Below are 23750 nucleotides of genomic sequence, written 5' to 3' on the forward strand. Positions count from 1 at the left end.
CGTCACCCGTTCGGCGCATACCAGATCGTTACGGGTGGCCGGGTCGCATTCGGGCAAGACATGGAGAGCGCTGCCCGTCGGCGCCCTCCGCGGCCTACTGTTGTGACGTGCGTCTGTCAGCCACGACCGTGCAGGGCTCCGCCGGTCGTGGCGGCATGACAACGGCCCATCGCGTTGCAACGGCACCGCCGGCTGTGAGAGGGACGGAATGAAACCGACCGAGAGTGCCGCCCGGGTCTCACGGCCGCCCGGCCGTGCGGCCTTCGTGGGCATCACCTCCGGGCTGCCCGGAGCCTTCGTGGGCATCGCCGCGGTCCTGCTCGCCACCGGCTTCTACCGAGCGCTGACCACGGGTCACGGACTCTTCCCGGCCGGCGCCGCGGGCTGGTCCCTCGCCGTCCTCACCGGGCTCATCGTCGGCCACCTCGTCGCGCTCGGCCGCGACCGCTGGTGGGGCGGCACCGGTTCCGGCGCCGCCCTCACCCTCGCCGTGCTCCTCCTGTACGGCTGGGTGCCCGCCGGGGTCGTCTCCATGGCCGTCGTCGTCCTCGTCGGCGTGGCCCGCCGCCACCGCTGGCGCCAAGGGCTGCTGCACGGCGCCGTGGACGTCCTCGGCATCGGCGCCGCCGCCCTGGTCCTCGCCGCGTTCGGCGACGTACCGACGGTCGAGGAGCCGTGGCGGCCCCTCGACTGGGGGATCGCGGACGTACCGGAAGTCGCGCTCGCCGCGGCCGCGTATCTGGTGGTGACCCGGCTCCTCCTGTGGTATGCCCTGGCGCCGCAGGGCGGTGGACTGCCCACCGTGGCCCGCACCGCCCTGCTCCGGCAGGGCCTCGTCGCCGTCGCCCTCCTCGGCATCGCCCCGCTCATCTGCGTCGTCGCCGTCTCCCAGCCGGTGCTGCTGCCGCTCTTCGCCGTCCCCCTCATCGCCCTCGACTCCACTCTCTGGATCGCCCGCGCCCGTGCCGAGGAACAGCTGAAGGACCCGCTGACCGGGCTGCCGAACCGTCAGTGGCTGCTGGAGCGGGCCTGGACGGCGCTGGAGGCGGCCGAGGGGGAGGGGGCGCGCTCCGCCCTCGTACTGATCGACCTCGACCGTTTCCGTTCGGTCAACGACACCCTGGGGCACCTCGCCGGAGACCGGCTGCTGCTCCAGATCGCGGAGCGGCTCAAGCTCGCCCTGCCGCGCGGGGCGGAGGCCGCGCGGCTCGGCGGCGACGAGTTCGCCGTGCTCCTGCCGACCGCCGACTCCACGACGAGCGCCCAGCGGGTCGCCCGCCACCTCGTCGCCGAACTCTCCTCCCCGCTCGACCTCGACGGGCTGACCCTCGTCCTGGAGGCCAGTGCCGGAGTCGCCGTCTTCCCCGACCACGCCCTCGACGCGGAGGGCCTGCTGCGCCGGGCCGACGTGGCGATGTACCAGGCGAAGCGGGACCGTACGGGCGTGGAGGTGTACGAGTCCAAGCGCGACTCCAACACCCCCGACCGTCTCGGGCTCCTGGGCGACCTGCGCCGCGCCCTGGACGCCGGCGAGGTCGAGCTGCACTACCAGCCCAAGGTCCGCTTCGACGGGCAGGTCGCCGGCCTGGAGGCCCTGGTGCGCTGGGTGCACCCGGAGCGCGGCCGGGTCCCCCCCGACGAGTTCATCGCGATCGCCGAGTCCTCCGGACTGATGCCCCACCTCACCGAGTACGTCCTGGAGACGGCGCTCGCGCAGGTCGCGCGGTGGCGGGCGCAGGGCCTGAACGTTCCTGTCGCGGTCAACGTCTCCCCGCGCGACGTCCACACCCCCGGCTTCGCCGGCGCGGTCGCGGCGCGGCTCGCCCGCCACGGCGTCCCGGCGGGAGCGCTCCAGCTGGAGATAACGGAACACGTCCTCCTGGAGGACCCCCAGCGGGCGGCGGACACCCTGGCCGGCCTGACGGGCCACGGCGTGAAGATGTCCCTGGACGACTTCGGCACCGGCTACTCCTCCCTGGTGCATCTGCGCCGCCTGCCGGTGAGCGAGCTGAAGATCGACCGCTCCTTCGTGGCCCGGCTCGCCGTCGACACCGAGGACGCCGAGATCGTCCGCTGTACGGTCGACCTGGCGCACTCGCTCGGCCTGCTCGTCGTCGCGGAGGGCGTCGAGGACGACGAGACCTGGGAGCGGCTGCGGGACCTCGGCTGCGACGCGGTCCAGGGCTGGCTGGTCGCCGCCGCGATGCCGCCGAGCGAGGCCACGGCCTGGCTGAGCGCCCGGGGCGAGCACGGCTGGCGCCGCCCCGCGGACCTGGCGGCCGAGCGGAACAAGGACCAGGTGGTGCAGTAGGGAGACGGGGCGGCGTCCCGGCGTCCCGGCGGTCCGACCCGGGCGGAGCCCCGCACGGGCCCGCCGACGGCACATGTCCCGGCCCGTCGGCGGCGGCCTCCCCCGGCGCCCCCGGGCAAACCGTTTCACGGGCAGCGGCGCGGGCCCGGGTGGAGCCCCGCACGGGCCCGTCGGCGGCGCCTGCCCCACCCCCTCGGCGGCGGGCTCCCCGGCGCCCCCGGGCAAACCGTTTCACGGGCAGCGGCGCGGGCCCCATAGGATTGGGCTCAACACCATCAAACGCACCCCGTGAGGATCGCATGCCTGGCATCACGCGCGAGGAGGTCGCCCACCTCGCACGGCTGGCGCGTCTGGAGCTGAAGGGCGAAGAGCTCGATCACTTCGCCGGTCAGCTCGACGACATCATCGGCGCGGTCGCCCGCGTCTCCGAGGTCGCCGACCAAGACGTACCGCCGACCTCCCACCCGCTGCCGCTGACGAACGTCATGCGCGCGGACGAGGTCCGTCCGTCGCTCACCCCCGAGCAGGCGCTCTCCGGCGCCCCGGCCCAGGAGCAGCAGCGTTTCAAGGTGCCGCAGATCCTGGGGGAGGACTAATCACCATGACGGACAGCACCATCATCAAGCTCACGGCCGCCGAGATCGCGGGGAAGATCGCCTCCGGCGAGCTCACCGCCGTCGAGGTGACCGAGGCCCACCTGGCCCGCATCGAGGCCGTCGACGAGAAGGTCCACGCCTTCCTCCACGTCGACCGCGAGGGCGCCCTCGCCCAGGCCCGTGCCGTGGACGCCAAGCGGGAGAAGGGCGAGAAGCTCGGGCCGCTGGCCGGTGTCCCCCTCGCGCTCAAGGACATCTTCACCACCGTCGGCGTTCCCACGACCGTCGGCTCGAAGATCCTCGAAGGCTGGATCCCGCCGTACGACGCGACCCTGGTCAAGAACCTCAAGGCCGCCGACGTCGTCATCCTCGGCAAGACCAACATGGACGAGTTCGCCATGGGGTCCTCCACCGAGAACAGCGCCTACGGTCCCACGGGCAACCCCTGGGACCTGACCCGTATCCCCGGCGGCTCGGGCGGCGGCTCCTCCGCCGCCCTCGCCTCGTACGAGGCCCCGCTCGCCATCGGTACGGACACCGGCGGCTCGATCCGTCAGCCCGCCGCCGTCACCGGCACCGTCGGCGTCAAGCCGACCTACGGCGCGGTCTCCCGCTACGGCATGGTGGCCTTCTCGTCCTCCCTCGACCAGGGCGGCCCCTGTGCCCGTACGGTCCTGGACGCGGCGCTCCTCCACGAGGCCATCGCCGGGCACGACCCGCTGGACTCGACCTCCATCGACGCCCCGGTCCCGCCGGTCGTCGAGGCCGCCCGCAACGGCTCCGTCGCCGGCATGCGCGTCGGTGTCGTCAAGCAGTTCCGCGGCGAGGGCTACCAGGCCGGTGTCGTCCAGCGCTTCGACGAGTCCGTCGAGCTGCTGAAGTCGCTGGGCGCCGAGATCGTCGAGCTGGACTGCCCGACGTTCGACCTCGCCCTTTCGGCGTACTACCTCATCGCGCCGTCCGAGTGCTCCTCCAACCTGGCCCGCTTCGACGCCATGCGCTACGGCCTGCGCGTCGGCGACGACGGCACGAGGTCCGCCGAGGACGTCACCGCCCTCACCCGTGAGGCCGGCTTCGGCGACGAGGTCAAGCGCCGCATCATCCTCGGTACGTACGCGCTGAGCTCCGGCTACTACGACGCGTACTACGGCTCGGCCCAGAAGGTCCGCACCCTCATCACCCGCGAGTTCGAGAAGGCCTTCGAGCAGGTGGACGTGATCGTCTCCCCGACGACCCCCACCACGGCCTTCCCGATCGGCGAGCGCGCCGACGACCCGATGGCGATGTACCTCGCGGACCTGTGCACCATCCCGACCAACCTGGCCGGCAACGCCGCCATGTCGCTGCCCTGCGGTCTCGCGCCGGAGGACGGGCTGCCGGTCGGGCTGCAGATCATCGCCCCCGCCATGAAGGACGACCGGCTGTACAAGGTCGGCGCCGCCGTCGAGGCCGCCTTCGTGGAAAAGTGGGGGCACCCGCTGCTTGAGGAGGCACCGTCGCTGTGAGCCCCATGCCCATCAAGGCCAAGGGATTCAAGAATTCCAAGGCCGGTACATACCTGTCGATCGGCACCACCGCCTTCGGCGCGATCAGCGTCGTCAAGCAGGCCCGTATGGCCCGCAGGGACAATGACACGCTCCGTCTCGTCGATGCCGCTGTCTCCGCCGCCGCCATCGTCACCGGCCTCGCTCTGCTCTACCGCGAGCTGAAGAAGCTCGGCGACGACGACGTCCTGCTGGGCTGAGAGGGAAAGTCTCACCGTGACCGTCACTGAACTGCTGTCGTACGACGCGGCCCTCGCGGCGTACGACCCCGTCATGGGCCTGGAGGTCCATGTCGAGCTGGGTACGAAGACGAAGATGTTCTGCGGCTGCTCGACCGAGCTGGGCGCGGACGCCAACTCGCAGACGTGCCCGACCTGCCTCGGCCTGCCCGGCTCGCTCCCGGTCGTCAACGCGATCGGCGTCGAGTCCGCCATCAAGATCGGTCTCGCGCTGAACTGCGAGATCGCCGAGTGGTGCCGCTTCGCCCGGAAGAACTACTTCTATCCGGACATGCCGAAGAACTTCCAGACCTCGCAGTACGACGAGCCGATCGCCTTCAACGGCTATCTGGACGTCCAGCTGGAGGACGGCGAGATCTTCCGCGTGGAGATCGAGCGCGCCCACATGGAGGAGGACACCGGCAAGTCGACGCACATCGGCGGCGCGACGGGCCGGATCCACGGCGCCTCGCACTCGCTGCTCGACTACAACCGGGCCGGCATCCCGCTGATCGAGATCGTCACCAAGCCGATCGAGGGCGCCGGCGAGCGGGCCCCCGAGGTCGCGAAGGCGTACGTCGCCGAGCTGCGGGAGCTGATTCGCGCACTGGGCGTCTCCGAGGCGCGGATGGACAAGGGCCAGATGCGCTGCGACGTGAACCTGTCGCTGCGTCCCCACGGCACGTCCGTGTTCGGCACGCGCTCGGAGACGAAGAACGTCAACTCGCTCCGCTCCGTGGAGCGGGCGGCGCGCTTCGAGATCCAGCGGCACGCGGCCGTCCTCCAGTCGGGCGGCACGATCGTGCAGGAGACCCGTCACTTCCACGAGGACGACGGCTCCACCACCTCCGGCCGGATCAAGGACAACGCCGAGGACTACCGGTACTTCCCGGAGCCCGACCTCGTCCCCGTCGCCCCGTCCCGCGAGTGGGTCGAGGAGCTGCGTGCCGGTCTGCCCGAGCTGCCGCGCGTGCGCCGCAACCGGCTCCGCGAGGAGTGGGGCGTGTCGGAGCACGACATGCAGTCGATCCTCAACGCGGGCGCGGTCGACCTGATCGTCGCGACCACGGACGCCGGTGCTCCGGCGGACCAGGCCCGCAAGTGGTGGATGGGCGAACTGGCCCGTTCCGCCAACGAGGCGGGCGTGTCCCTGGACGAGCTCGCCATCACCCCGGCCCAGGTGGCCCGGGTCTCGGCGCTCGTCGCCTCCGGCGACCTGAACGACAAGCTGGCTCGCCAGGTCATCGAGGGCGTCCTCGCCGGTGAGGGCGGTCCCGACGAGGTCGTCGAGAAGCGCGGCCTGAAGGTCGTCTCCGACGAGGGCGCGCTCGGTACGGCCGTCGACGAGGCCATCGCCTCCAACGCGGCCATCGCCGACAAGATCCGCGGCGGCAAGGTCGCGGCGGTCGGCGCGCTGGTCGGCGCGGTCATGAAGGCGACGCGCGGCCAGGCGGACGCGGCGCGCGTGAAGGACCTGATCCTGGAGAAGCTGGGCGTCAGCGAGGGCTGACCCTGTTCTTCTCGTACGCGTACGAGGGCGGCGCCCCGGGTCTCACGACCGGGGGCGCCGCCCTCTTCGTAGCATCGTGAGGCAGCCGGCCCGGGCCTGGTGCAGCTCCTCGAGGAGTAATCCGTATACCGGCGGGTTGGCGGCGACGGACCGTTGCGCGAGCGAGACGGCCTCGTCGAGCGGGCCCAGCGCCTCTTCCCACCGCCCGTCGAGGGCGAGGAAGCGGCCGAGGTCGAGGAGCGTGCGGGCGAGGTCGAAGGTGTATGCGGCGGGGTTGCCGTCGAAGGCCGTACGGTACAGCTCCACGGCGCGGAGGGCCGCGGCGAGACCCTCGGAAGACCGCCCGGCGGGTTCCAGGCACAGGCCGAGGTGGGAGAGCGACCGGGCGAGATCGGCCCGGTGGAGCTCGGGATGCTCGGCGTACAGGCGCTCGCTGATCGAGACGGCCTCCTCGGCGGCGACGAGGGCCTCGGCCGGACGGTCCACCCCCAACAGGTGGCCGGCCAGAAGCGACAGCGACTGCGCGAGGCCGGGGGAGTGGGCGGCCAGGTTGCCCGCGGCGAGCCGGCGGCGGATCGCGACGGCCTCGGCCGACGCGTCCACGGCTTCGGGCAGACGACCGGTCGCCGCCAGGTCGGCGCCCAGATTGGTCAGCGCGAGGGCGAGATCAGGCTCGTGCGCGGCGGCGTTGACCCTGGCAAGGGCGCGCAGGGTCGTCACCGCCTGACGCAGGAGCAGCAGGGCATCGGACTGCCTCCCCTGGGCGCTCAACTGGTTCCCGAGGTTGACGAGCGCGCCCGCGAGGTCTGGTTCGTAGGCGGCGGGTTCCCGCGCCGCGAGCGGCAGCCAGATCGTGAGCGCCTCGCGGGTGGCGTCGGCGGCCTCGGGCCAACGGCCCATCGCGGACAGGTAGTTGCCGAGATTGTGCAGGGCCTCGGCCAAGTGTTGCTCGTGTTCGGGACGCAAAGAGACGAACCTGCGCCAGGCGGCCACAGCCCGCTTCCCCACGGCCGGCGCCTCGTGGTGCCGGTCGGTCCTGGACAGCCAGGCGCCCAGGTCGTTGAGAGCTCCGGCGTGGTCCCCACCCCATCGCGCGGGCTCGGCTTCGACGAGCCGCTCGAACACGGCGACGCACAACTCGATCGCCGTCACGGCCTCCGTGGGCCGCCCGGTCTTGCCCAGGCACCTGCCGAGGCGAGCGAGAGCGGCGGCGCGTGCCGGAACGTCGTCGGGGGCTTCCTGCTGAGCGGCGACGGCCCGTTCGGCCGCGACCAGGGCCTGGTCGAGGTGGCCCGCGTTGAGGAGGCGGGTGCTGAGGTGGTAGTAGCCGGTCGCCCGAGCGGTGGGGGAGTCGTCCACGGTGAGCATCGTGTGGACGGTCCGGCGCATGAGGGCGGCCATCCCCACGTCAAGATCCACATGGCGGTCGGGGAAGACGGCGCAGATGGCGGCGAGGAGCCGCAGCGGTATGTCGTCGAGGACGGCGAGCGCGCTCAGGGCAGCGCCCCCCGCGGCGACCGCGAGGCCGGGGTCGGCGGTGAGGAGGGGGTAGAGGTGCTGTGGCCCGAGGTGGGGCCAGCGCTGGGCGGCGGAGGCGAGGAAGGTGACCGCGCGCTCGGCGTGCGGACCGATCAAGCTCGCGGTCGTGGGCGGGGCCCACTCCATGGCCGGATAGTCGGCGCCGTGCCCCGGGAGGGTGAGGGCGAGGAAGTCCTCGGCGAGCCGGTCCGGGTAGAGCGGCTCGAGAACCGTGCCGCGCTCCGGCTCGGCGGCCGGGTAGCAGAAGGCGTGGTCGTCGAGGACCCGGCCGGGGGACAAGCCGGTCTCAAGACCGGCCACGACGGCCGACCCCGTGGGCCGGTCGAGCGTCCCGGTGAGCGCGGCGGCGAAGACGGCCCGGTTCATGGCCTGCCGCGGGGTGGCATACGTACCGCCCCGGGCGTGCAGGGTGGCCCAGTGCAGATGCTCCCGGTCGAGGAGGTAGACGGTCAGTCCGGCCATGTCGGTGGGCGGGCGGCGGCCGTGCGAGTGGGCGTCGACGGAGACGAGGGCGGCCATGTGGAGGGCGAGGGTCAGCCCGTACGGGGGTGGGGGGCCGGGCACGGCCGGGACTCCGTACCGTACGGCGAAGGCGTCCCGGGCGGCGTCGTACATCTCCGCGCGAGCTTCGGACCCGGACGGGAGCTCGCTCAGGAGATGGCTGCTCGTACCGGCCTGCTGGTTTTCGAGTGAGTTGCGGATGGCGGGCCAGGCGTCGGCGGTACGGGCGAGCAGGAGAACCCGGGCCCGTACCCCCTCCTGGTGCAGGACGGCGTTCCTGAAGAGCCAGGTCAGGTGGGTGAGCGGCCAGCGGTCCGCGTAGTCGACGATCAGCAGCACGCCACCGTGACCGTCGGTGGTCAGGTTTTGGCTGCCGGGTGGCGGCTGCACAGAGCTGGGGCCGTGCGTGGCGGCGGCGACCCGCCAGCCGGTCTGCTGCGTCTCGTCGGCGAACCGGGCCGCGAGGCGCGTCTTGCCCTGCCCGCCGGGCGCGTGCATCCAGCGGACGGCGAGCCGGGGCCCCTGGTCGCGCCACGCGCGCAGGTCGGCCAGCTCGGCCTCCCGCCCGGTGAACGGGACCACCTCGAAACGGGAGTTGAGCATCCGGCTCGGTAACTCGCGGAGCCACTCCGGGTCGGCTTCGGGGGCGGGGCGCCAATTCTGGAGGAGATAGACGGGCGACCCGTCTCCGAACACATGGATGTCCCCACCGATCACGCCGTACGCGTACCCGCCGGTGGACGTGACGTGCTGCTCGACGCTCACGCGTCGGAGCGGGGCTCGGGGGCCTCGTGCACGATGACGTTGCCGTACATGGCGCCGTGGTTACGACTCTGGTCGTGGCCGGTGATGTACTGCACCGACTGGGCCCGGGGCGCGTCCCCGATCAGCCGACGCAATTCGTCCTGGTACTCGGGGTGCTCGGCCAGCAGGGCACCGAGCCGTACCACCCAAGCGGGCAGCAGTGCCTGGCGCACTCCGTCCGGGTCTTCCGCGCCCTCGACCAGGGCGGCGTCCTCCTCCAGCCGCGCGGCCACCCCCTCCCGGCCCCGGAACAGCTGAACCACCCCGTCCCGGGTGACCTGCCACGCGTCCGTCGCCATGGCGGCGACCACGGCTCCGCCGCCCGCTGCGGCCAGGGCGGTCAGCGACTCCGCTAACACGTCGCCTCCGTGATGAACTCGGCCCAGGCGGCGGGTGAGACGCTGAAGACGGGGCTGCTGTCGGCGAGCTTGGAGTCGCGGACGTGGACGGCGGCGGGGTGGGCGGCCACCTCGACGCAGTCGCCGCCTTCACTGCCGCTGTAGCTGGACTTGCGCCAGTCGTAGGCGACTTCGAGGCAGGCGCCGCCTTCGCTACCGCTGTAGCTGGACTTGAACCATGTGAGTGCTGCTGAGCTCATGTCTCTCCTGCCAGGCGATCCAGCAGGCCCATGGTTTCTTCTGGCGTGAGGGCCTGTGATCGCAGCATTCCATACTTCCGCTGGAGGATGCCGACCTCGTCGGGGTCGTCGATGAGGAAGCTGACGCGCTGGCCTTCGATGTACGCGAGGTGGGCGTGTTCGGGCGTCTCGATGAGCACCATGGGGCCGTCGAGTCCGGCATGTGTGGTGCGCTTCTTCGGGATCACCTGGATGGCGAGGAAGGGCAGTTCTGCCATCTCCCGCAGATGCCGGATCTCTCCGCGCAGGACATCCGCGCCTCCGATCGGCTGCTCCAGGACGGACTCATCGATGAGGAACGTCATCATCGGTGGCCAGGGCTTCTGGTCGAAGATCCGCTGCCGGTCGATGCGGGCCAGGAGCCGCTCCTCGGCCTGCTGTTCCGTGAGGGGCGGGTAGAGGCAGTCGAAGATCGCACGTGCGTACTCGGGCGTCTGGAGCAGGCCGGGCACGACCTTGTTCTCGTACCAGAGGAGGCCGAGAGCCCGCGCCTCCTCGTCGATGAAGTCCTGTACGAACTCCGGGTACCGTTCCCGCTCCGGTACCTTCCCCACGGCTGCCGTCAACGCCCCCTTCGTATCCAGCACTTCGTCCAGCTCTGCCGCCAGCTTGAGTCTCAGCGGCCGCCGCCCCTGCTCGATCGAGCCCAGCGTCTCAAGCCCCACACACACCATCGAAGCGAGCTGCGGCTGCGTCATCCCCGCGTGTTTCCGGTAAAGCCCGACCAGGGCTCCGACGACCTCCCACGAGGGGACTTTCTTCCCGGGCTTCTTTGCCTGCTGCATGAGCGGTGCCTTCCCCGCCCCGCGCGTACCCGACGCATTTCGAAGCCGTACAAAGAATGTGTACGGCTTCGCCACCTGGGGTGGATGCGGCGCGAAACGTCATCGTGCCACCATGAGCAACCAACTCACCCTCCTTCACCAGGCGTTCTTCCGGCGCGAGCGCCGATCCGTCCCTCTCGCCAGGGAGTTCGCCCGCAAGGCGCTGACCGACTGGGGGCTGGACGTGCGTACGGATGACGTACTCCTGTGTGTGAGCGAACTCGCCACCAACGCCCTCCTCCACGGCGTCCCACCCGGCCGCGGCTACCGCCTCCATCTGCGTCTGGAGCGGCCGGGCCCCCTCCGCGTCGAGGTCCACGACAGCGGCGACGGCACCCCGCACCGCCGCGAACCCTCCGACGAGTCGGGCCGCGGCCTCCTCCTGGTCGAAGCCCTCGCCGACCGCTGGGGCGTGGGGGAGCGCAACCCCGGCAAGATCGTCTGGTGCGAGTTCGCGGGGGTGGGTGGGCTGGTGGGAGCTACGGGCGCTTGACGACGACGACCGCGTTGCTCATGGAGCGCTCGCGCGGCGCGGTGTCCCCCCACTGGTCCCACGGCCGGTTGTAGAGGCTGTTCTCCACGATCACGGTTGTGCCGTGCGGGTGACGTTCGGGCGCGGGCCTTCGGTCCCGCCCCGGGGGCCGCGACCATGGTCGGCATGCACGTCGTCAGCCAGGTCTTCGCCCTGATCGCCGCCGCGGTCCACGTCTTCGTCTGGCCCCTGGAGAGCTTCCTCTACGGGCACCCGCGGGTCCGTGTCTTCCTCACCGGCAGCACCGCCGACGCCCCCGAGGTCCGGCTCTGGCGGTTCAACGTCGGCTTCTACAACCTCTTCCTGGCCCTCGGCATGATCGCCGGCTTCGTCGCCCTCCACCTCGGCCACGAGACCGCCGGCCGGACGCTGATCATCTACCTCTCCGCGTTCATGATCGGCGGCGGGATCATGCTCTTCGTCTCCGACCCCAGGTTGTGGCGCGGCGCCCTGGGACAGGCAGTCCCGGGCGCCGTCGTCCTGCTGGCAGACCTCTTCTAGCCCTCTTGGGCTTGGCCTCGGCCTCGGCTCAGTGAGCGAAGCCCGGCTTCTCCTTGGGCTTCAGACCGCGCTGGAGCTTCCTCCGTATCAGCTTGCCGAGAGGCTTCTCCACCCAGCGGTAGATGACGTACGACAGCAGCAGCATGGCTGTCGTCGTCACCACGATGTTGCCCCAGTGACCGAGGGCCGGGACGTGGCGGGTGAGGCCCTTGGCCAGCGGGATGCCGAGGCTCATGTGCACCAGGTAGAAGGGGTACGTGAGCGCTCCGGCGGTGACCAGCCAGCGCCATCGGAGGTTCTTCAGGGGGCCGAGCGTGGCCAGCATCAGGACCACGAGGAACGCGGTGAGGAGGAGGGCGCACAGCGTCCAGGAGACCGTCTTGGTGGTGTTGGACGTGGCGAGGTGCCAGTTCACCCGCACCTGCATGACGCTGAGCTGATAGGCCCAGGCCATGCCCATCATCGTCCAGAGCATGAGGTTCTGGCCGAAGCGGCACATGAGGTAGAGCACGATGCCGGCGATGAACAGACCCGCGTAGATGCTGAGGACGAACTGGTCGAGCAGCTTGATCTGCATCGAGTGGGTGATGAACGCGGCGACGAGCCACACGGTGCAGAAGCCCAGCATCCGCTCGTACGTCGCGCCGAACTTCAGTACGAGGACCATGAGCAGGTAGAAGCGCGCCTCCACGTCCAGCGTCCACGCCACCCCGTTGAGCAGGTCGACCTTGAGCGGGCCGGGGAACATCGTGAGGTTCGCGACGATGACGCGCGGGTGGATGACCGACCAGATGTCACCGGTCTGCATGGGGATCAGCGCGATGCGCGCGACGATCAGCAGGGTGACGCACCAGTAGGCGGGGAAGAGGCGTGAGATCCGGGAGATGGCGAACTCGCCCGGTGTCCGGCCCCAGGCGCTCATGCAGATCACGAAGCCGCTGATGAGGAAGAACATCTCGACGCCGAGCCAGCCGTACATGGAGGCACGGTGCACGAGGTACGCGAAGACCTTGGGGGATTCACCCCAGATGGCCGGATTCGTCGTGCCGAGGAAGTGGAACGCGGCGACCACGAGGGCCGCCACCAGCCGCAGACCGTCGACGAGCGCGAGGCGCGGAGGCTGGGCCTTCTTGAGGGCGGCGGCGTCCTGTGCGGGAGGACCGGACGGGGTCGCCTCGGCGGGCGCCGGTGGAGCCGATCCCGCAAGGGGTGCGAGCTCGGATATCTGATTGGCGGTCATCGTCCCCCCAGGGATCGGCCGGTCGAAGGTGGCCGCCCTCCACGGCCGACGCACGGGGAGACATCCGGGTCGGACACGGATGCACGATCATGCGCAGGCTGGAGCCTGACTTGCGCAGGATCGGCTGGCCTTGCAACGTGGACCTCTGTTTGCCGCCGTTCGCACGTACGCAGGCAGAGATGTCACGCCGTGTGCAGCCTTCCTTCCTTTGGAAGTCCTGTCAATTTCATGTGCCCGCATGTGAATCTCGTCGCCCGTTTCCACGCGGCGGCGCGGTAGTGGCCGGATATCGCTTGGACGGACGTCGAGTCCTCTTGGACGTTCACCACCGGGACGTCACAGAGTCTTCTCTCCGTCATTCGCTCTCACTACCGTCCCCGGCGAACCACCCAATGGCTCGAAGGCGAACCATTGGCCGTCGACTGGAGGCCGGTCTTGTCACCCGAGATATCCCGCAGAAGGCTCCTCGCGCTGGGCGGAGGCGCCCTCGGCGCCGCCGCGGCAGGCTCGATGCTCCCGCCGTCGCTGCAGGCCGCGATGGCCGCCGAGCCGCCGGCCGGAGGCATGTCGGCCGTCAAGCACGTGGTGATCCTCATGCAGGAGAACCGCTCCTTCGACCACTATTTCGGCACCCTGCGCGGGGTCCGCGGCTTCGGTGACCGCAACGCCATCGAACTCCCCTCCGGCGCGTCGGTCTTCGAGCAGCCGGCCCCGCTCGGCCGGACCGTCCTGCCCTTCCCCATCCGGGAGGCCGCCGAGGCGCAGAAGAAGGACCTCCAGTACATCGGCGACCTCGACCACTCGTGGAGCGGCGGCGGCAAGGCCTGGCGCGGCGGCTGGATGGACGGCTGGGTCTCCGCCAAGACCGCGGCGACGATGGCGTACTACGACCGGCGTGACCTGCCGCTGCACTACGAACTCGCGGACACCTTCACCATCTGCGACGCCTACCACTCCTCCATCCACACCTCCACGAGCCCCAACCGGAACCACCTGTGGTCCGGCTGGACCGGCTTCGAGGCCGACGGCAGCCGGGCCGTCACCAACGCCGCCTACGCCGAGGGGACGCACCCCGGCTACGGCTGGCCGACGTACGCCGAGCGTCTCGAAGCGGCCGGGCGGTCCTGGAAGACGTACACGGAGTGGGAGAACTTCACCGACAACAACATCGAGTTCTTCACCTCCTTCAAGAAGATCGCCCGCAAGGCGCTGGCCGGCACCGGCGGCCACACCTTCATGGAGTCCTTCTACGCCTCAGTCCGCGACACCGACGACACCGCCGAGCGGGCCAGGCTGCTCGCCGCCCTCGAGGACGGCGTGGCCACGCTGACCGACGCCGAGCGCTCCCTCTTCGAGCGCGGGCTGCGCCGCGTCGAGACCGGGACGCTCGCCGACGCCTTCCGCGCCGACGTCGCCGCCGGGACGCTGCCGGAGGTGTCCTACCTCGTCCCGTCCGCGATCGACTCCGAGCACCCCGGCTCCTCCTCGCCGATCGCCTCCGCCACCCTGGTCTACAAGGTGCTCGACGCCCTCGGCTCGCACCCGGACGTCTGGCGCCACACCGTCGTCCTGATCAATTACGACGAGAACGACGGCTTCTTCGACCACGTGCCGCCGCCCGTCCCGAACGCCGACGACCCGGCGGGACACGCTGAGCGCTGGAAGGGCCTGCCCACCGGCCTCGGCATCCGCGTCCCGCTGCTCGTCGTCTCGCCCTGGTCGGTCGGAGGCTATGTCTGCTCGGAGACCTTCGACCACACCTCCGTGGTCCGTTTCCTGGAGCGGCTCACCGGCGTCGAGGAGCCCAACATCACGTCGTGGCGGCGGACCGTCACCGGCGACCTCACCTCCGCCTTCGACTTCCGGCGCGCCCACCGGCGGCCCGAGGTCGAGCAGCCCGGGCCGATCCCGCCGTTCAGCGGCCGCTGGCGGCCGCAGCCCCCGCTGGTGCAGCGCATGCCGGTCCAGGAACCCGGCCGCCGCCCCGCCCGCCCGCTGCCCTACCAGCCGGACGCCTCCGCCACGGTCGGGGACGGCGCGTCCGGGATCACCGTCGCGCTCAGCAACAAGGGCAGGGCGAGCGCGCACTTCGCCCTCTACCCGTACGCGGGAGAGTTCGCCGTCCCCCAGCACCGGGACGTCAGGGGCACGGCGCAATGGGCGGTCCCGCTCGCGGGTGATCGTTACCGCTTCACGATCACCGGCCCGAACGGCTTCCGCCGCGAGTTCGAGGGCCCCGCCGAGGGCGGCGCCGAGGTCGCTTCGCACATCGACCACCACGACCGTGACCTGCACCTCACCGTCCGCAACACCTCCGCCGCCCCCATCTCCTTCACCGTCCGGCCGCTCGGATACGTGGACCAGGAGGACCTCTCCGGTCGCGACGGCTGGACGCGCACGGTCACCGTCAAGCCCGGCAGGAGCCGTACGGTCGTCCACTCCGCCTCCGACGCGCACGGCTGGTACGACATCGAGGTCACGGCCCCGGGCGGCTTCCGCCGGCGTCTGATGGGGCACATCGAGAACGGCCGCGCGAGCGTCTCCGGCTGAGCCCGCCGCGGTGCGGGTGCGGTGCGCGGAAGCGTCTCGATCAACGGGCCGGCCTTCCGCGCACCGTTGTGACTAACACCACGAAAGGGGCAAAGGATCTCTTAAGGCTGGGAGAGTGGCGTCATAGAGGTCATGCGTTCTTTGCGGGCTGTTCCCCGGTAAAGATCCACGAACCACCAGGGAGCACGTCCTTTGGCAGCCATCGCACGGTGGTGCGTCACGCACCGCCTCGTCGTCGTTCTGCTCTGGCTCGTCGCCCTCGGCGGCGCCGTCGCCGGAGCATCGTTCGCCGGCAGCGCGTACTCCAACGACTACGAGGCCCCTGGCACCGAGTCCGGCCGTGCCACCGCCCTCCTCGACAGCCGGTTCTCCGGCGCGGGCGGCGACAACGACACCATCGTCTGGCACACCGACCGGGGCAGCGTCCGCGCCGACGCCGTCGAGCAGCGCATGACCGACATGCTCCACGAGGTCGCCGAGCTTCCCGGCGTCGCCGCCGTGACCTCGCCCTACGAGCAGTCTCCCGGAGCCCACGCGGCGATCAGCGAGGACGGGCACACCGCCTACGCCACCGTCACCTTCCACGCCCAGGCCGACGACATCCCCGAGGCCCAGGCGCAGGCCCTCGTCGACACCGCCAAGGCGGCCGCCGACGACCACGTCCAGGTCGAGCTCGGCGGCACGGCCGTCGCCCTCACCGAGGCCCCCGGCGGACACATCGCCGAGGCCGTCGGCGTCGTCGTCGCGGCCGCCGTCCTCTTCCTCGCCTTCGGCTCCCTCGCGGCCTCCGCGCTCCCCATCGCCACCGCGCTCGTCAGCGTCGGCATCGCGTACTCCGGGATCGTGCTCCTCGGCCATGTCATGACCGTCGCCGACTTCGCCCCCATGCTCGGCATGCTCATCGGTCTCGGCGTGGGCATCGACTACGCGCTGTTCATCGTCACGCGCCACCGCAAGGGACTCAAGCGAGGACTGGCCGTCCCCGAAGCCGCCCGGATCGCCGTCGCCACCACCGGCCGCGCCGTCGTCTTCGCCGGCGCCACCGTCTGCATAGCCCTGCTCGGCATGCTCATCCTGCGGCTCGGCTTCCTCAACGGCGTGGCCATCGCCGCCTCGCTCACCGTCGTCCTGACCGTCGCCGCCTCCGTCACGCTGCTGCCCGCGCTCCTCTCGTTCATCGGGATGCGCGCCCTCAGCCGGCGCGAACGCGCGCGGCTCGCCGAGCACGGCCCGCAGCCCGAGCTGCCCACCGGGTTCGCCGCCCGCTGGTCCGCCTTCGTCGAGCGCCACCCCAAGCTGCTGGGCGCGGTCGCCGCCGTGGTCATGCTGGTCCTCGCGCTGCCGACGTTCTCCCTCCACCTGGGCACCTCCGACCAGGGCAACAACCCGGCCACGGCGACCACCCGCAAGGCGTACGACCTCCTCGCCGACGGCTTCGGGCCGGGGGTGAACGGGCCCCTCACCCTCGTCGCCCAGCTCGACGGCGCCGACGACCGGGTCGCGCTCGACGAGCTGCCCGCCACGCTGGCGAACACCCGCGGGGTCGAGTCCGTCTCGCCGATCATCTACAACAGCGCCGGAGACGCGGCGGTCCTGACCGTCGTACCGGAGTCTTCACCCCAGTCCAAGGCCACCAGCGACCTCGTCGACCGGCTGCGCGCGGACGTCCTGCCGACGGCGGAGCACCGGACCTCCCTCGACGTGCATGTGGGCGGTGTGACGGCGTCGTACGACGACTTCGCCGAGATCATCGTCGGCAAGCTGCCGCTCTTCGTGGGTGTCGTCGTCGCGCTCGGCTGTCTGCTGCTCCTGCTCGCCTTCCGCTCGATCGGCATCCCGCTCAAGGCCGCGGCGATGAACGTGGCCGCCGTCGCCTCCTCCTTCGGGATCGTCGTCGCGATCTTCCAATGGGGGTGGGGGAGCGAGCTGGTCGGGCTCGGCAGCGCGGGACCCATCGAACCCTTCCTCCCGGTCATCATGGTCTCCGTGCTCTTCGGGCTCTCCATGGACTACCAGGTCTTCCTGGTCAGCCGGATGTACGAGGAGTGGCTGGAGACCGGGGACAACCGGCGGGCGGTCCGGGTCGGCCTCGCCGAGACCAGCCGGGTGATCAACTCCGCCGCCGTCATCATGATCTCCGTCTTCCTGGCGTTCGTGCTCTCCGGCGACCGGGTCATCGCGATGTTCGGCATCGCGCTCGCCGCGGCCGTCGCCCTGGACGCGTTCGTCCTGCGGACGCTGCTCGTCCCCGCTCTGATGCACATGCTCGGCGGGGCGAACTGGTGGCTTCCGCGGTGGCTCGACCGGCGGCTGCCGAGAATCAGCATCGAACCTCCCGAGTGCCGTGCGGCCGCCGACGTGCGGGACGCCACGCGTGCGAAGATCCCCACGCAACGCGTGACGCTCTCGAGGCCCGAGGAGAACGAGGATGTTCGCGATATCGCTGGGTGACGACGGCGCCGAGCTGCGACCGCTGGAGCCGTGGCGCGCCGAGGAGTTCCTCGCCCACATCGACCGCGGCCGTGAGTTCATCGGGCGGCACAACGGACTGCCCGACGTGGTGAAGGACCTGGAGTCGAGCCGGGCGTTCCTCCAGGCGTACGCGGAGAAGACCGCGGCCGACACGGGGCGGATCCTCGGCATCTGGTACGACGGCGGGCTCGTCGGCGCCGTCATCCTGCGCACGATGGACGTCGCCCAGGGCGTCGCCGAGGCGGGCTGCTGGCTGGAGCCGTCGGCGGTCGGCAAGGGTCTGGTGACGCGGGCGGTACGCGTCCTCGTCGACTGGGCGGTCGAGGAGCGGGGCATCCATCGCGTGGAGTGGGTGGTGTCGTCCGGGAACGAGCCGAGCATCAACGTCGCTCGGCGCCTGGGGATGACGAAGGAGGGTGTGCTGCGGGAGAGCTACCTCTACCGGGGGCAGCGCCATGACGAGGAGATCTGGTCGGTCCTCGCGCCGCACTGGCGGGCCGGGGAGGCGGCCGCGGAGGTGGCTGGGAAGGTCTGAGAGGGAGTCTTAAGACGCCTCTCATGGGGGCCGCCTAGCGTGCCCGTCATGAATGCCAAGACCGATGAGACAGCAGCGCCCGGAAAGTCCGCCGCGGACACGGTCGCCCCGCTGGACGACGATCTGACCGCCGACGATCTGACCGCCGACGACGCCGACGACGCCCTGACCGATGACCTGACCGACGAGGCCGACGACGAGGCTTCGCCGGGCACCTCCGGTGCCTCGGGCCTCGGCGCCGGCGCCGCCGCCGTCGTCTCGGCCGCCCTCGGGGTCGCCGCCCTGACCGGCACCTGGACGGGCAAGATCGCCGCCGAGCGGGAAGCCCTCATCGGCCAGATCAAGGCCTCCCAGGGCGGCAGCACCGCCCAGCAGATCTCCGAGATCTACGGCGACGCCTGGCACGCCACCGCCCTCGTCAACGGCGTCTTCGCCTTCCTCGCCCTGATCACCGCCGTCCTCGTCCTCGTCCTCACCCGCCCCGGCCGCCCGGCCTGGGTCCGCGCGGTCGCCGTCGCCGGAGCCGTCCTCGGCGGCATCGGACTGCTGCTCTCGGGCGCGATGTACTTCGACCTCCTCCTCGGCCTCCCGACCGCCACTTCCTAAGGCATCCCCGGGAGCCCCCTAAGGCCCCCCTGACCCCGAAGATCCGGCACTCTCCCGATGTGGCCGCACCCCCTGGGCGACGACAGTAGAGGCATCGCGAGGAGCGATACCGACACCCCAGGGAGAACGAGATGTTCGCGTACGAACTGCACCGCGCCCACCACACCGACCTCGTCCGTGAGGCAACCGCCCAGCGTCTGTCCCGGCAGGCCGCCAAGGCGCGGCGGGCCGCGAAGGCCGCCGCGCGCCGGTCCGGCGACCAAGACGCGGAAGGGCGGGTGGGAGCCGAGCGGAGCCGCTTCGCCCGGGCCGCGTGACCCCCGTATGAGGACGGTCCCGGACGGCTGTGCGATGCTCGGCGCCGTGGAGACCAGCTCAGTCAGCCCCGTGTTCGTCGGCCGGGCCGGCGAACTCACCGCCCTCACCGACGCGCTCGCCCGGGCCCACGCGGACGGCGAGCCGCAGGCTCTCCTCATCGGCGGCGAGGCCGGTGTCGGGAAGACGCGGCTCATCGAGGAGTTCGTCGACGCCGCCTGCGGCCGGGGCGCGATCGTCGCCCTCGGGGGCTGCGTGGAGGTGGGCGCGGACGGACTGCCGTTCGCGCCCTTCTCCACCGCCCTGCGCTCCCTGAACCGCCGGCTCCCCGAGGAGCTCGCGGCCGCCGCGGCGGGGCAGGAGGGCGAACTGGCCCGGCTGCTGCCGGAACTCGGCGACGTCGGCAGCCACGAGCCGTCCAACGAGGACGCCACCGCCCGCCTCTTCGAACTGACCGTACGGCTCCTGGAACGGCTCGCCGCCGACCACACGATCGTGCTCGTCCTGGAAGACCTGCACTGGGCCGACGCCTCCACCCGGCACCTGCTCGCGTACCTCTTCCGCACACTGCGCCGCGGCCGGATCGTGGTCGTCGCCAGCTACCGCGCCGACGACATCCACCGCCGCCACCCGCTGCGCCCCCTCCTCGCCGAACTGGACCGGCTGCGGACCGTCCGGCGCATCGAACTCCCCCGGTTCACCCGCGCCGAGGTGCGCCGCCAGCTCACCGGCATCCTCGCCGCCGAACCCGACCCGGCCCTCGTCGACGAGATCTTCGAGCGCTCCGACGGCAACGCCTTCTTCGTCGAGGAGCTCGTCGCCTCCCAGGGCTCCGGCCGCACACCCGGCTCCCTCACCGACTCCCTGCGCGATCTGCTGCTCGTACGGGTGGAGGCGCTGCCCGAGGACGCCCAGCGGGTCGCCAGAACGGTCGCCGAAGGCGGCTCCGCCGTCGAGTACGCGCTGCTCGCCGCCGTCGCCCGGCTCCCCGAGGACGAGCTCATCGAGGCCCTGCGGGCCGCCGTCGGCGCCAACATCCTGCTCGCCGTCCCCGACGGCGACGGCTACCGCTTCCGTCACTCCCTGGTCCGCGAGGCCGTCAGCGACGACCTGCTGCCCGGCGAACGCTCCCGCCTCAACCGGCGCTACGCCGAAGCCCTGGAGGCCGACCCCTCGCTGGTACGGCCCGACGAACGCGCCACCCGCCTCGCCACCTACTGGTACCACGCCCACGACCCCGTCAAGGCGCTCCCGGCCGTGCTCCGCGCCTCCGTCGAGACCCGCAAGCGCTCGGCGTACGCGGAGCAACTACGGCTCCTGGAACGGGCCATGGAGCTGTGGGACGAGGTTCCCGCCGAGGTGCGCGGCTCGCTGCGTCCGCTGGACTACGCCGAGGCCTACCCCGCCTGCGGCTGCGACCCCGAGACCACCCCCCTGCGCTACCTCGACCTGCTCGCCGAGGCCGCCGTCGCCGCCCGCGTCTGCGGTGAGCGTGAACGCGCCCTGAAGATCGGCAAGATGGCGCTGCGGCTGCTCGAGGGGGACGACGGCGAAGAACGCGACCCGCTGCGGGCCGCCTGGTTCTGGACCGAACGCTCCCGCGTCATGTCCGGCCTCGGCCGCTCCGACGGCTGGGCCGAGATCGCCACCGCGCAGGAACTCGTCCGCGGGCTGCCCCCGTCGGCCGTCCACGCCGTCGTCCTCGCAGTGGCCGCCGGCTGGGGCATGCTCCACAAGCCCGGCCCCGAGAGTCTCGCCGCCGCCGAACGCGCCTACGAATACGCCCGGTTGGTCAAGAACGAGGCGATCGAGCTCCATGCCCGGCTCACCCTCGGCACCCTCCAGGTCTCCGCCGGCGACCGCGACGAGGGGATCGCCGCCCTGTACGAGGTGCGCGACCGCACCCGCGCACTCGGCCTCTACCACGAGTCCGCGCGCGCCCACATCAACCTCTCGCACGCCCTGGAGAACCTCGGTCGCTCCCGCGAGGCCGTCGAGGTCGCCGACGACGGCATCCGGTTCGCCCGCGAGCACGGACTGCTCGACAGCCAGGGCTGGATCCGCGCCAACCAGGCCGAGTCCCAGCTCCCCCTCGGGCTGTGGGAGGAGGCCCAGCACAACTGCGAGTGGCTGGAGCGCGCCGGAACGAGCTCCAAGCCCCGCGGGACCGCCGCCGTGCGCCTGGCCCAACTGGCCGTCGCCCGAGGGGAGCCGGACACGGCCACCGCCCTGCTGACCGCAGCCCGCGGCCACTACGGCAAGGCCGATCCGATGCCGCAGTACACGGTTCCGGTGGAACTGGTCGAGCTGAGCATCGCCGCCGCGGCCGGACGGATCCAGGACGTACGGACCGTCCTCGCCCGGGCCGCGGAGAGCGGCTTCCCGCCCGGCACCCACCGCGACGGCTGGCCGCTGCTCCTCGCCGCCGCCACCGCGGAGGCCGACGGGCTCGGCCTGCCCGCCGCCGCGCCGGGACGCGACGAGGCGCTCGCCCTGATCCGCCGGTGCGCGCGGCGGCTGGCGACCCCGGCCCCCGTCTGGCAGGCCTACTCCCTGCACGTCTCGGCGGAGCTCGACCGCGCCGAGGGCCGCGCGTCCGTCGAGCGCTGGGCCGAGAGCGTCGCCGCGTACGGACGGACGGAGCGCCCCTACCAGCTGGCCCTCGCCCGGCACCGCCTCGCCGACGTCCTCCTGGTCGAAGGCGGCCGGCGCGAGGAGGCCGCGACCCTGCTGCGCGAGGCGCACGCCACCGCCGTACGCCTGGGAGCGCACCCGCTGCGCGAGGACGTGGAACTCCTCGCCGCCCGCGCTCGCCTCCCGCTGACCGCCCCGGCCGGCGCCCCCCAGCCGCGGCACGGCGACGACACCTTCGGCCTGACCCCCCGGGAACAGGACGTCCTGCGCCTGGTCGCCGCGGGCCGCACCAACCGCCAGATCGCCGAGGAGCTCTTCATCTCGCCGAAGACGGCGAGCGTCCACGTCTCCAACATCCTCGCCAAGCTGGGCGTCTCCGGCCGTGGCGAGGCCGCGGCGATGGCCCATCGCCTCCACCTTCTCCGGGAAACCGTCTGAACGGCCGCGCCGAGCGGGCAGACTGACAGCCGAACGAAGAGCCGAGCGGAAGCCGTTGGGGGAGCTTGCATGAAGTACGCGATGCTGGTGGGACAGGGCGCGGCGCCGGACGGCGCGGCACGGCTCGAGGTGCCGGACGGCGCGACCCTGGACGACACCGCCGGCGCGCTCGACCTCCTGCTGGCCACCCGGCCGACGGCGGACGGCGTGGTCCTCGTCGTGGGCGGCAGGGTCGTCGGGGTCACCACCCGGGGCCATCTGAGCACCGTGCGCGCGCTCGGGGTCGTGCGGGGCGCGGGCGAGGAGGACCGTGGCCGCCAGCCCGTCGAATCCACCCAGTACACCCTGCTGACCTTCGGCTGCCCGTCCTGCGACCGGACGGCCTGGACCGCCTTCTACGACGAGCGGTACCGGCCGTCGTGCGAGACGGACGGCCACGGACCGATGGAACTGCGGTGAGCCGCCGATGAGCCAGGCCAGCCTCGCCACCGTCGCCACGGCACCCTCGGGCCTCGCCTCGGGAAGCTCAGGACGGTTCTTCCTGGTCTCCTACCTCCCCACCTACGCAGGGGCGTTGAGCATCCTCTGGCTGGTCTGGGCGGGCGCCCCCGGCGGCGCCCTGTCGATGCGCCGCGCCTGGCGCACCGCAGCCGGCCTCGGCGTCGGCGAGATCGTGCTGATCGCCGCCGGCATCACCGTCGTCGCCGTGGTCTTCCAGCCCCTGCAACTCGCCATGGTGCGGCTGCTCCAAGGTGGCTGGCCCGACGTCCTCGGCGCGGGGCTGTGCCGCGCCCGGCAGCGCCGCCGCAAGGCCCGGCTCGAACGCCGTACGGTACTGCCCCGGGCCACGGGCGGCGGGCCGCCGGAGGAGGTGACGGCGGCGGCCGTGCAGCGGGCCGGCGCGGCCGCCGCGCGACTGCGCCGCCGGTATCCGCTGCCCGACCACCTCGTCCGGCCCACCGCCCTGGGCAACGTCCTGACCGCCGCTTTCGACACCGCGGGCCGTGACCACGGCTGGGACGCGGCGGTGGCCTGGCCCCGCCTCTACCTGGTCCTCGGCGACCGGTCGCGCGCCCTCGTCGACGACTCCCGCGACTCGCTCGACGGCGCCGTGCGGCTCGCCGTCACCGGGGGAGTCACCGGGCTCACCGCCGCCGTACTGCTGTGGTCCAGCGGGTGGTGGCTCGCCCTGGCCCTGATCCCCCTGACCGTCGCCTGCCTCGCCTACCACGGTGCAGTCCAGGCGGCCGTCGCCTACGGAGACGCCGTACACACCGCGTTCGACCTGCACCGCTTCGATCTGCTGCGGGCTCTGCACCTTCCGCTGCCGGCCGGACTCGACGAGGAGCGCACCCGGGCGGCGGCCCTGTGCGCGTCCTGGCGGCAAGGTCTGCCGCCGCCGGACACGTACGAGCATCCCGAAGTGCCGCCCGCCGTATGACC

At 71.8% G+C, this 23750-nt stretch carries 20 protein-coding genes; 15 read left to right on the forward strand and 5 right to left on the reverse strand.

What is annotated here, in order from left to right:
* The first annotated feature begins 208 nt into the window (after positions 1-208).
* From ABZY12_RS17635 to gatB, 5 genes are all read left to right on the forward strand, one after another.
* Positions 209-2311, forward strand: coding sequence for a bifunctional diguanylate cyclase/phosphodiesterase (locus ABZY12_RS17635; protein WP_356891162.1), 2103 nt, complete (start codon positions 209-211; stop codon positions 2309-2311).
* Positions 2312-2610: 299 nt separating this feature from the next.
* Complete coding sequence (gatC, locus tag ABZY12_RS17640) at positions 2611-2907, forward strand: Asp-tRNA(Asn)/Glu-tRNA(Gln) amidotransferase subunit GatC (RefSeq protein ID WP_015036350.1); 297 nt, start codon at positions 2611-2613, stop codon at positions 2905-2907.
* Entirely contained in the window at positions 2907-4412 is a 1506-nt protein-coding gene (gatA, locus tag ABZY12_RS17645; RefSeq protein WP_356891269.1) for an Asp-tRNA(Asn)/Glu-tRNA(Gln) amidotransferase subunit GatA, read from the forward strand. Before gatC ends, gatA begins: the two co-directional genes overlap by 1 nt.
* A 5-nt stretch (positions 4413-4417) precedes the next feature.
* Entirely contained in the window at positions 4418-4651 is a 234-nt protein-coding gene (locus tag ABZY12_RS17650) for a hypothetical protein (RefSeq protein WP_355108337.1), read from the forward strand.
* A 16-nt stretch (positions 4652-4667) separates the two neighbouring features.
* Positions 4668-6179: an Asp-tRNA(Asn)/Glu-tRNA(Gln) amidotransferase subunit GatB gene (gatB, locus tag ABZY12_RS17655; RefSeq protein ID WP_356891164.1), complete on the forward strand. Its 1512-nt coding sequence runs from the start codon at positions 4668-4670 to the stop codon at positions 6177-6179.
* 42 nt (positions 6180-6221) lie between these two features.
* On the opposite strand, the gene ABZY12_RS17660 is transcribed toward gatB, so the two are convergent.
* From ABZY12_RS17660 to ABZY12_RS17675, 4 genes are read right to left on the reverse strand one after another with little or no spacing between them, the layout of a single operon-like run.
* Positions 6222-8984, reverse strand: a complete 2763-nt coding sequence (locus tag ABZY12_RS17660) for a tetratricopeptide repeat protein (RefSeq protein WP_356891166.1) — start codon at positions 8982-8984, stop codon at positions 6222-6224.
* A complete protein-coding gene (locus ABZY12_RS17665; protein WP_356891168.1) occupies positions 8981-9382 on the reverse strand; it encodes a hypothetical protein in 402 nt (133 codons plus the stop codon). The genes ABZY12_RS17660 and ABZY12_RS17665 overlap by 4 nt, the downstream gene beginning before the upstream one ends.
* Entirely contained in the window at positions 9376-9621 is a 246-nt protein-coding gene (locus ABZY12_RS17670; protein WP_356891170.1) for a DUF397 domain-containing protein, read from the reverse strand. Before ABZY12_RS17670 ends, ABZY12_RS17665 begins: the two co-directional genes overlap by 7 nt.
* On the reverse strand, positions 9618-10445 hold the full coding sequence (locus ABZY12_RS17675) for a helix-turn-helix transcriptional regulator (protein ID WP_356891172.1): 828 nt from the start codon (positions 10443-10445) through the stop codon (positions 9618-9620). The genes ABZY12_RS17670 and ABZY12_RS17675 overlap by 4 nt, the downstream gene beginning before the upstream one ends.
* 112 nt (positions 10446-10557) lie before the next feature.
* Here ABZY12_RS17675 and ABZY12_RS17680 point away from each other — a divergent pair, with 112 nt between their 5' ends.
* Together ABZY12_RS17680 and ABZY12_RS17685 are read left to right on the forward strand one after the other, a co-directional pair.
* Complete coding sequence (locus ABZY12_RS17680) at positions 10558-10977, forward strand: ATP-binding protein (protein ID WP_356891174.1); 420 nt, start codon at positions 10558-10560, stop codon at positions 10975-10977.
* A gap of 165 nt (positions 10978-11142) precedes the next feature.
* Positions 11143-11517: a DUF1304 domain-containing protein gene (locus tag ABZY12_RS17685; protein ID WP_356891176.1), complete on the forward strand. Its 375-nt coding sequence runs from the start codon at positions 11143-11145 to the stop codon at positions 11515-11517.
* A gap of 28 nt (positions 11518-11545) precedes the next feature.
* Here ABZY12_RS17685 and ABZY12_RS17690 read toward each other — a convergent pair whose 3' ends face one another.
* Entirely contained in the window at positions 11546-12757 is a 1212-nt protein-coding gene (locus tag ABZY12_RS17690) for an acyltransferase (protein WP_356891178.1), read from the reverse strand.
* Between the two features lie 435 nt (positions 12758-13192).
* Between ABZY12_RS17690 and ABZY12_RS17695 the strand changes: the two genes are divergently transcribed.
* From ABZY12_RS17695 to ABZY12_RS17730, 8 genes are all read left to right on the forward strand, one after another.
* Positions 13193-15307: a phosphocholine-specific phospholipase C gene (locus tag ABZY12_RS17695; protein ID WP_356891180.1), complete on the forward strand. Its 2115-nt coding sequence runs from the start codon at positions 13193-13195 to the stop codon at positions 15305-15307.
* Between the two features lie 192 nt (positions 15308-15499).
* A complete protein-coding gene (locus ABZY12_RS17700; protein WP_356891182.1) occupies positions 15500-17758 on the forward strand; it encodes an MMPL family transporter in 2259 nt (752 codons plus the stop codon).
* The gene (locus ABZY12_RS17705; RefSeq protein ID WP_356891184.1) at positions 17736-18314 is read left to right on the forward strand and encodes a GNAT family protein; all 579 of its coding nucleotides are present in this window, start codon (positions 17736-17738) and stop codon (positions 18312-18314) included. The genes ABZY12_RS17700 and ABZY12_RS17705 overlap by 23 nt, the downstream gene beginning before the upstream one ends.
* Positions 18315-18362: 48 nt before the next feature.
* Positions 18363-18920 carry a hypothetical protein gene (locus ABZY12_RS17710; protein WP_356891186.1) on the forward strand — a complete coding sequence of 186 codons (558 nt, stop codon included), beginning with the start codon at positions 18363-18365 and terminating at the stop codon, positions 18918-18920.
* A gap of 131 nt (positions 18921-19051) precedes the next feature.
* On the forward strand, positions 19052-19237 hold the full coding sequence (locus tag ABZY12_RS17715; RefSeq protein ID WP_356891188.1) for a hypothetical protein: 186 nt from the start codon (positions 19052-19054) through the stop codon (positions 19235-19237).
* 34 nt (positions 19238-19271) lie between these two features.
* Complete coding sequence (locus ABZY12_RS17720) at positions 19272-22307, forward strand: AAA family ATPase (RefSeq protein ID WP_356891271.1); 3036 nt, start codon at positions 19272-19274, stop codon at positions 22305-22307.
* 69 nt (positions 22308-22376) lie between these two features.
* Positions 22377-22766: a hypothetical protein gene (locus ABZY12_RS17725; RefSeq protein WP_356891190.1), complete on the forward strand. Its 390-nt coding sequence runs from the start codon at positions 22377-22379 to the stop codon at positions 22764-22766.
* Between the two features lie 7 nt (positions 22767-22773).
* The gene (locus ABZY12_RS17730; protein ID WP_356891192.1) at positions 22774-23748 is read left to right on the forward strand and encodes a hypothetical protein; all 975 of its coding nucleotides are present in this window, start codon (positions 22774-22776) and stop codon (positions 23746-23748) included.
* Positions 23749-23750 lie beyond the last annotated feature (2 nt).

The organism is Streptomyces sp. NPDC006551, assembly GCF_040611675.1.
Taxonomy (GTDB): Bacteria; Actinomycetota; Actinomycetes; order Streptomycetales; family Streptomycetaceae; genus Streptomyces.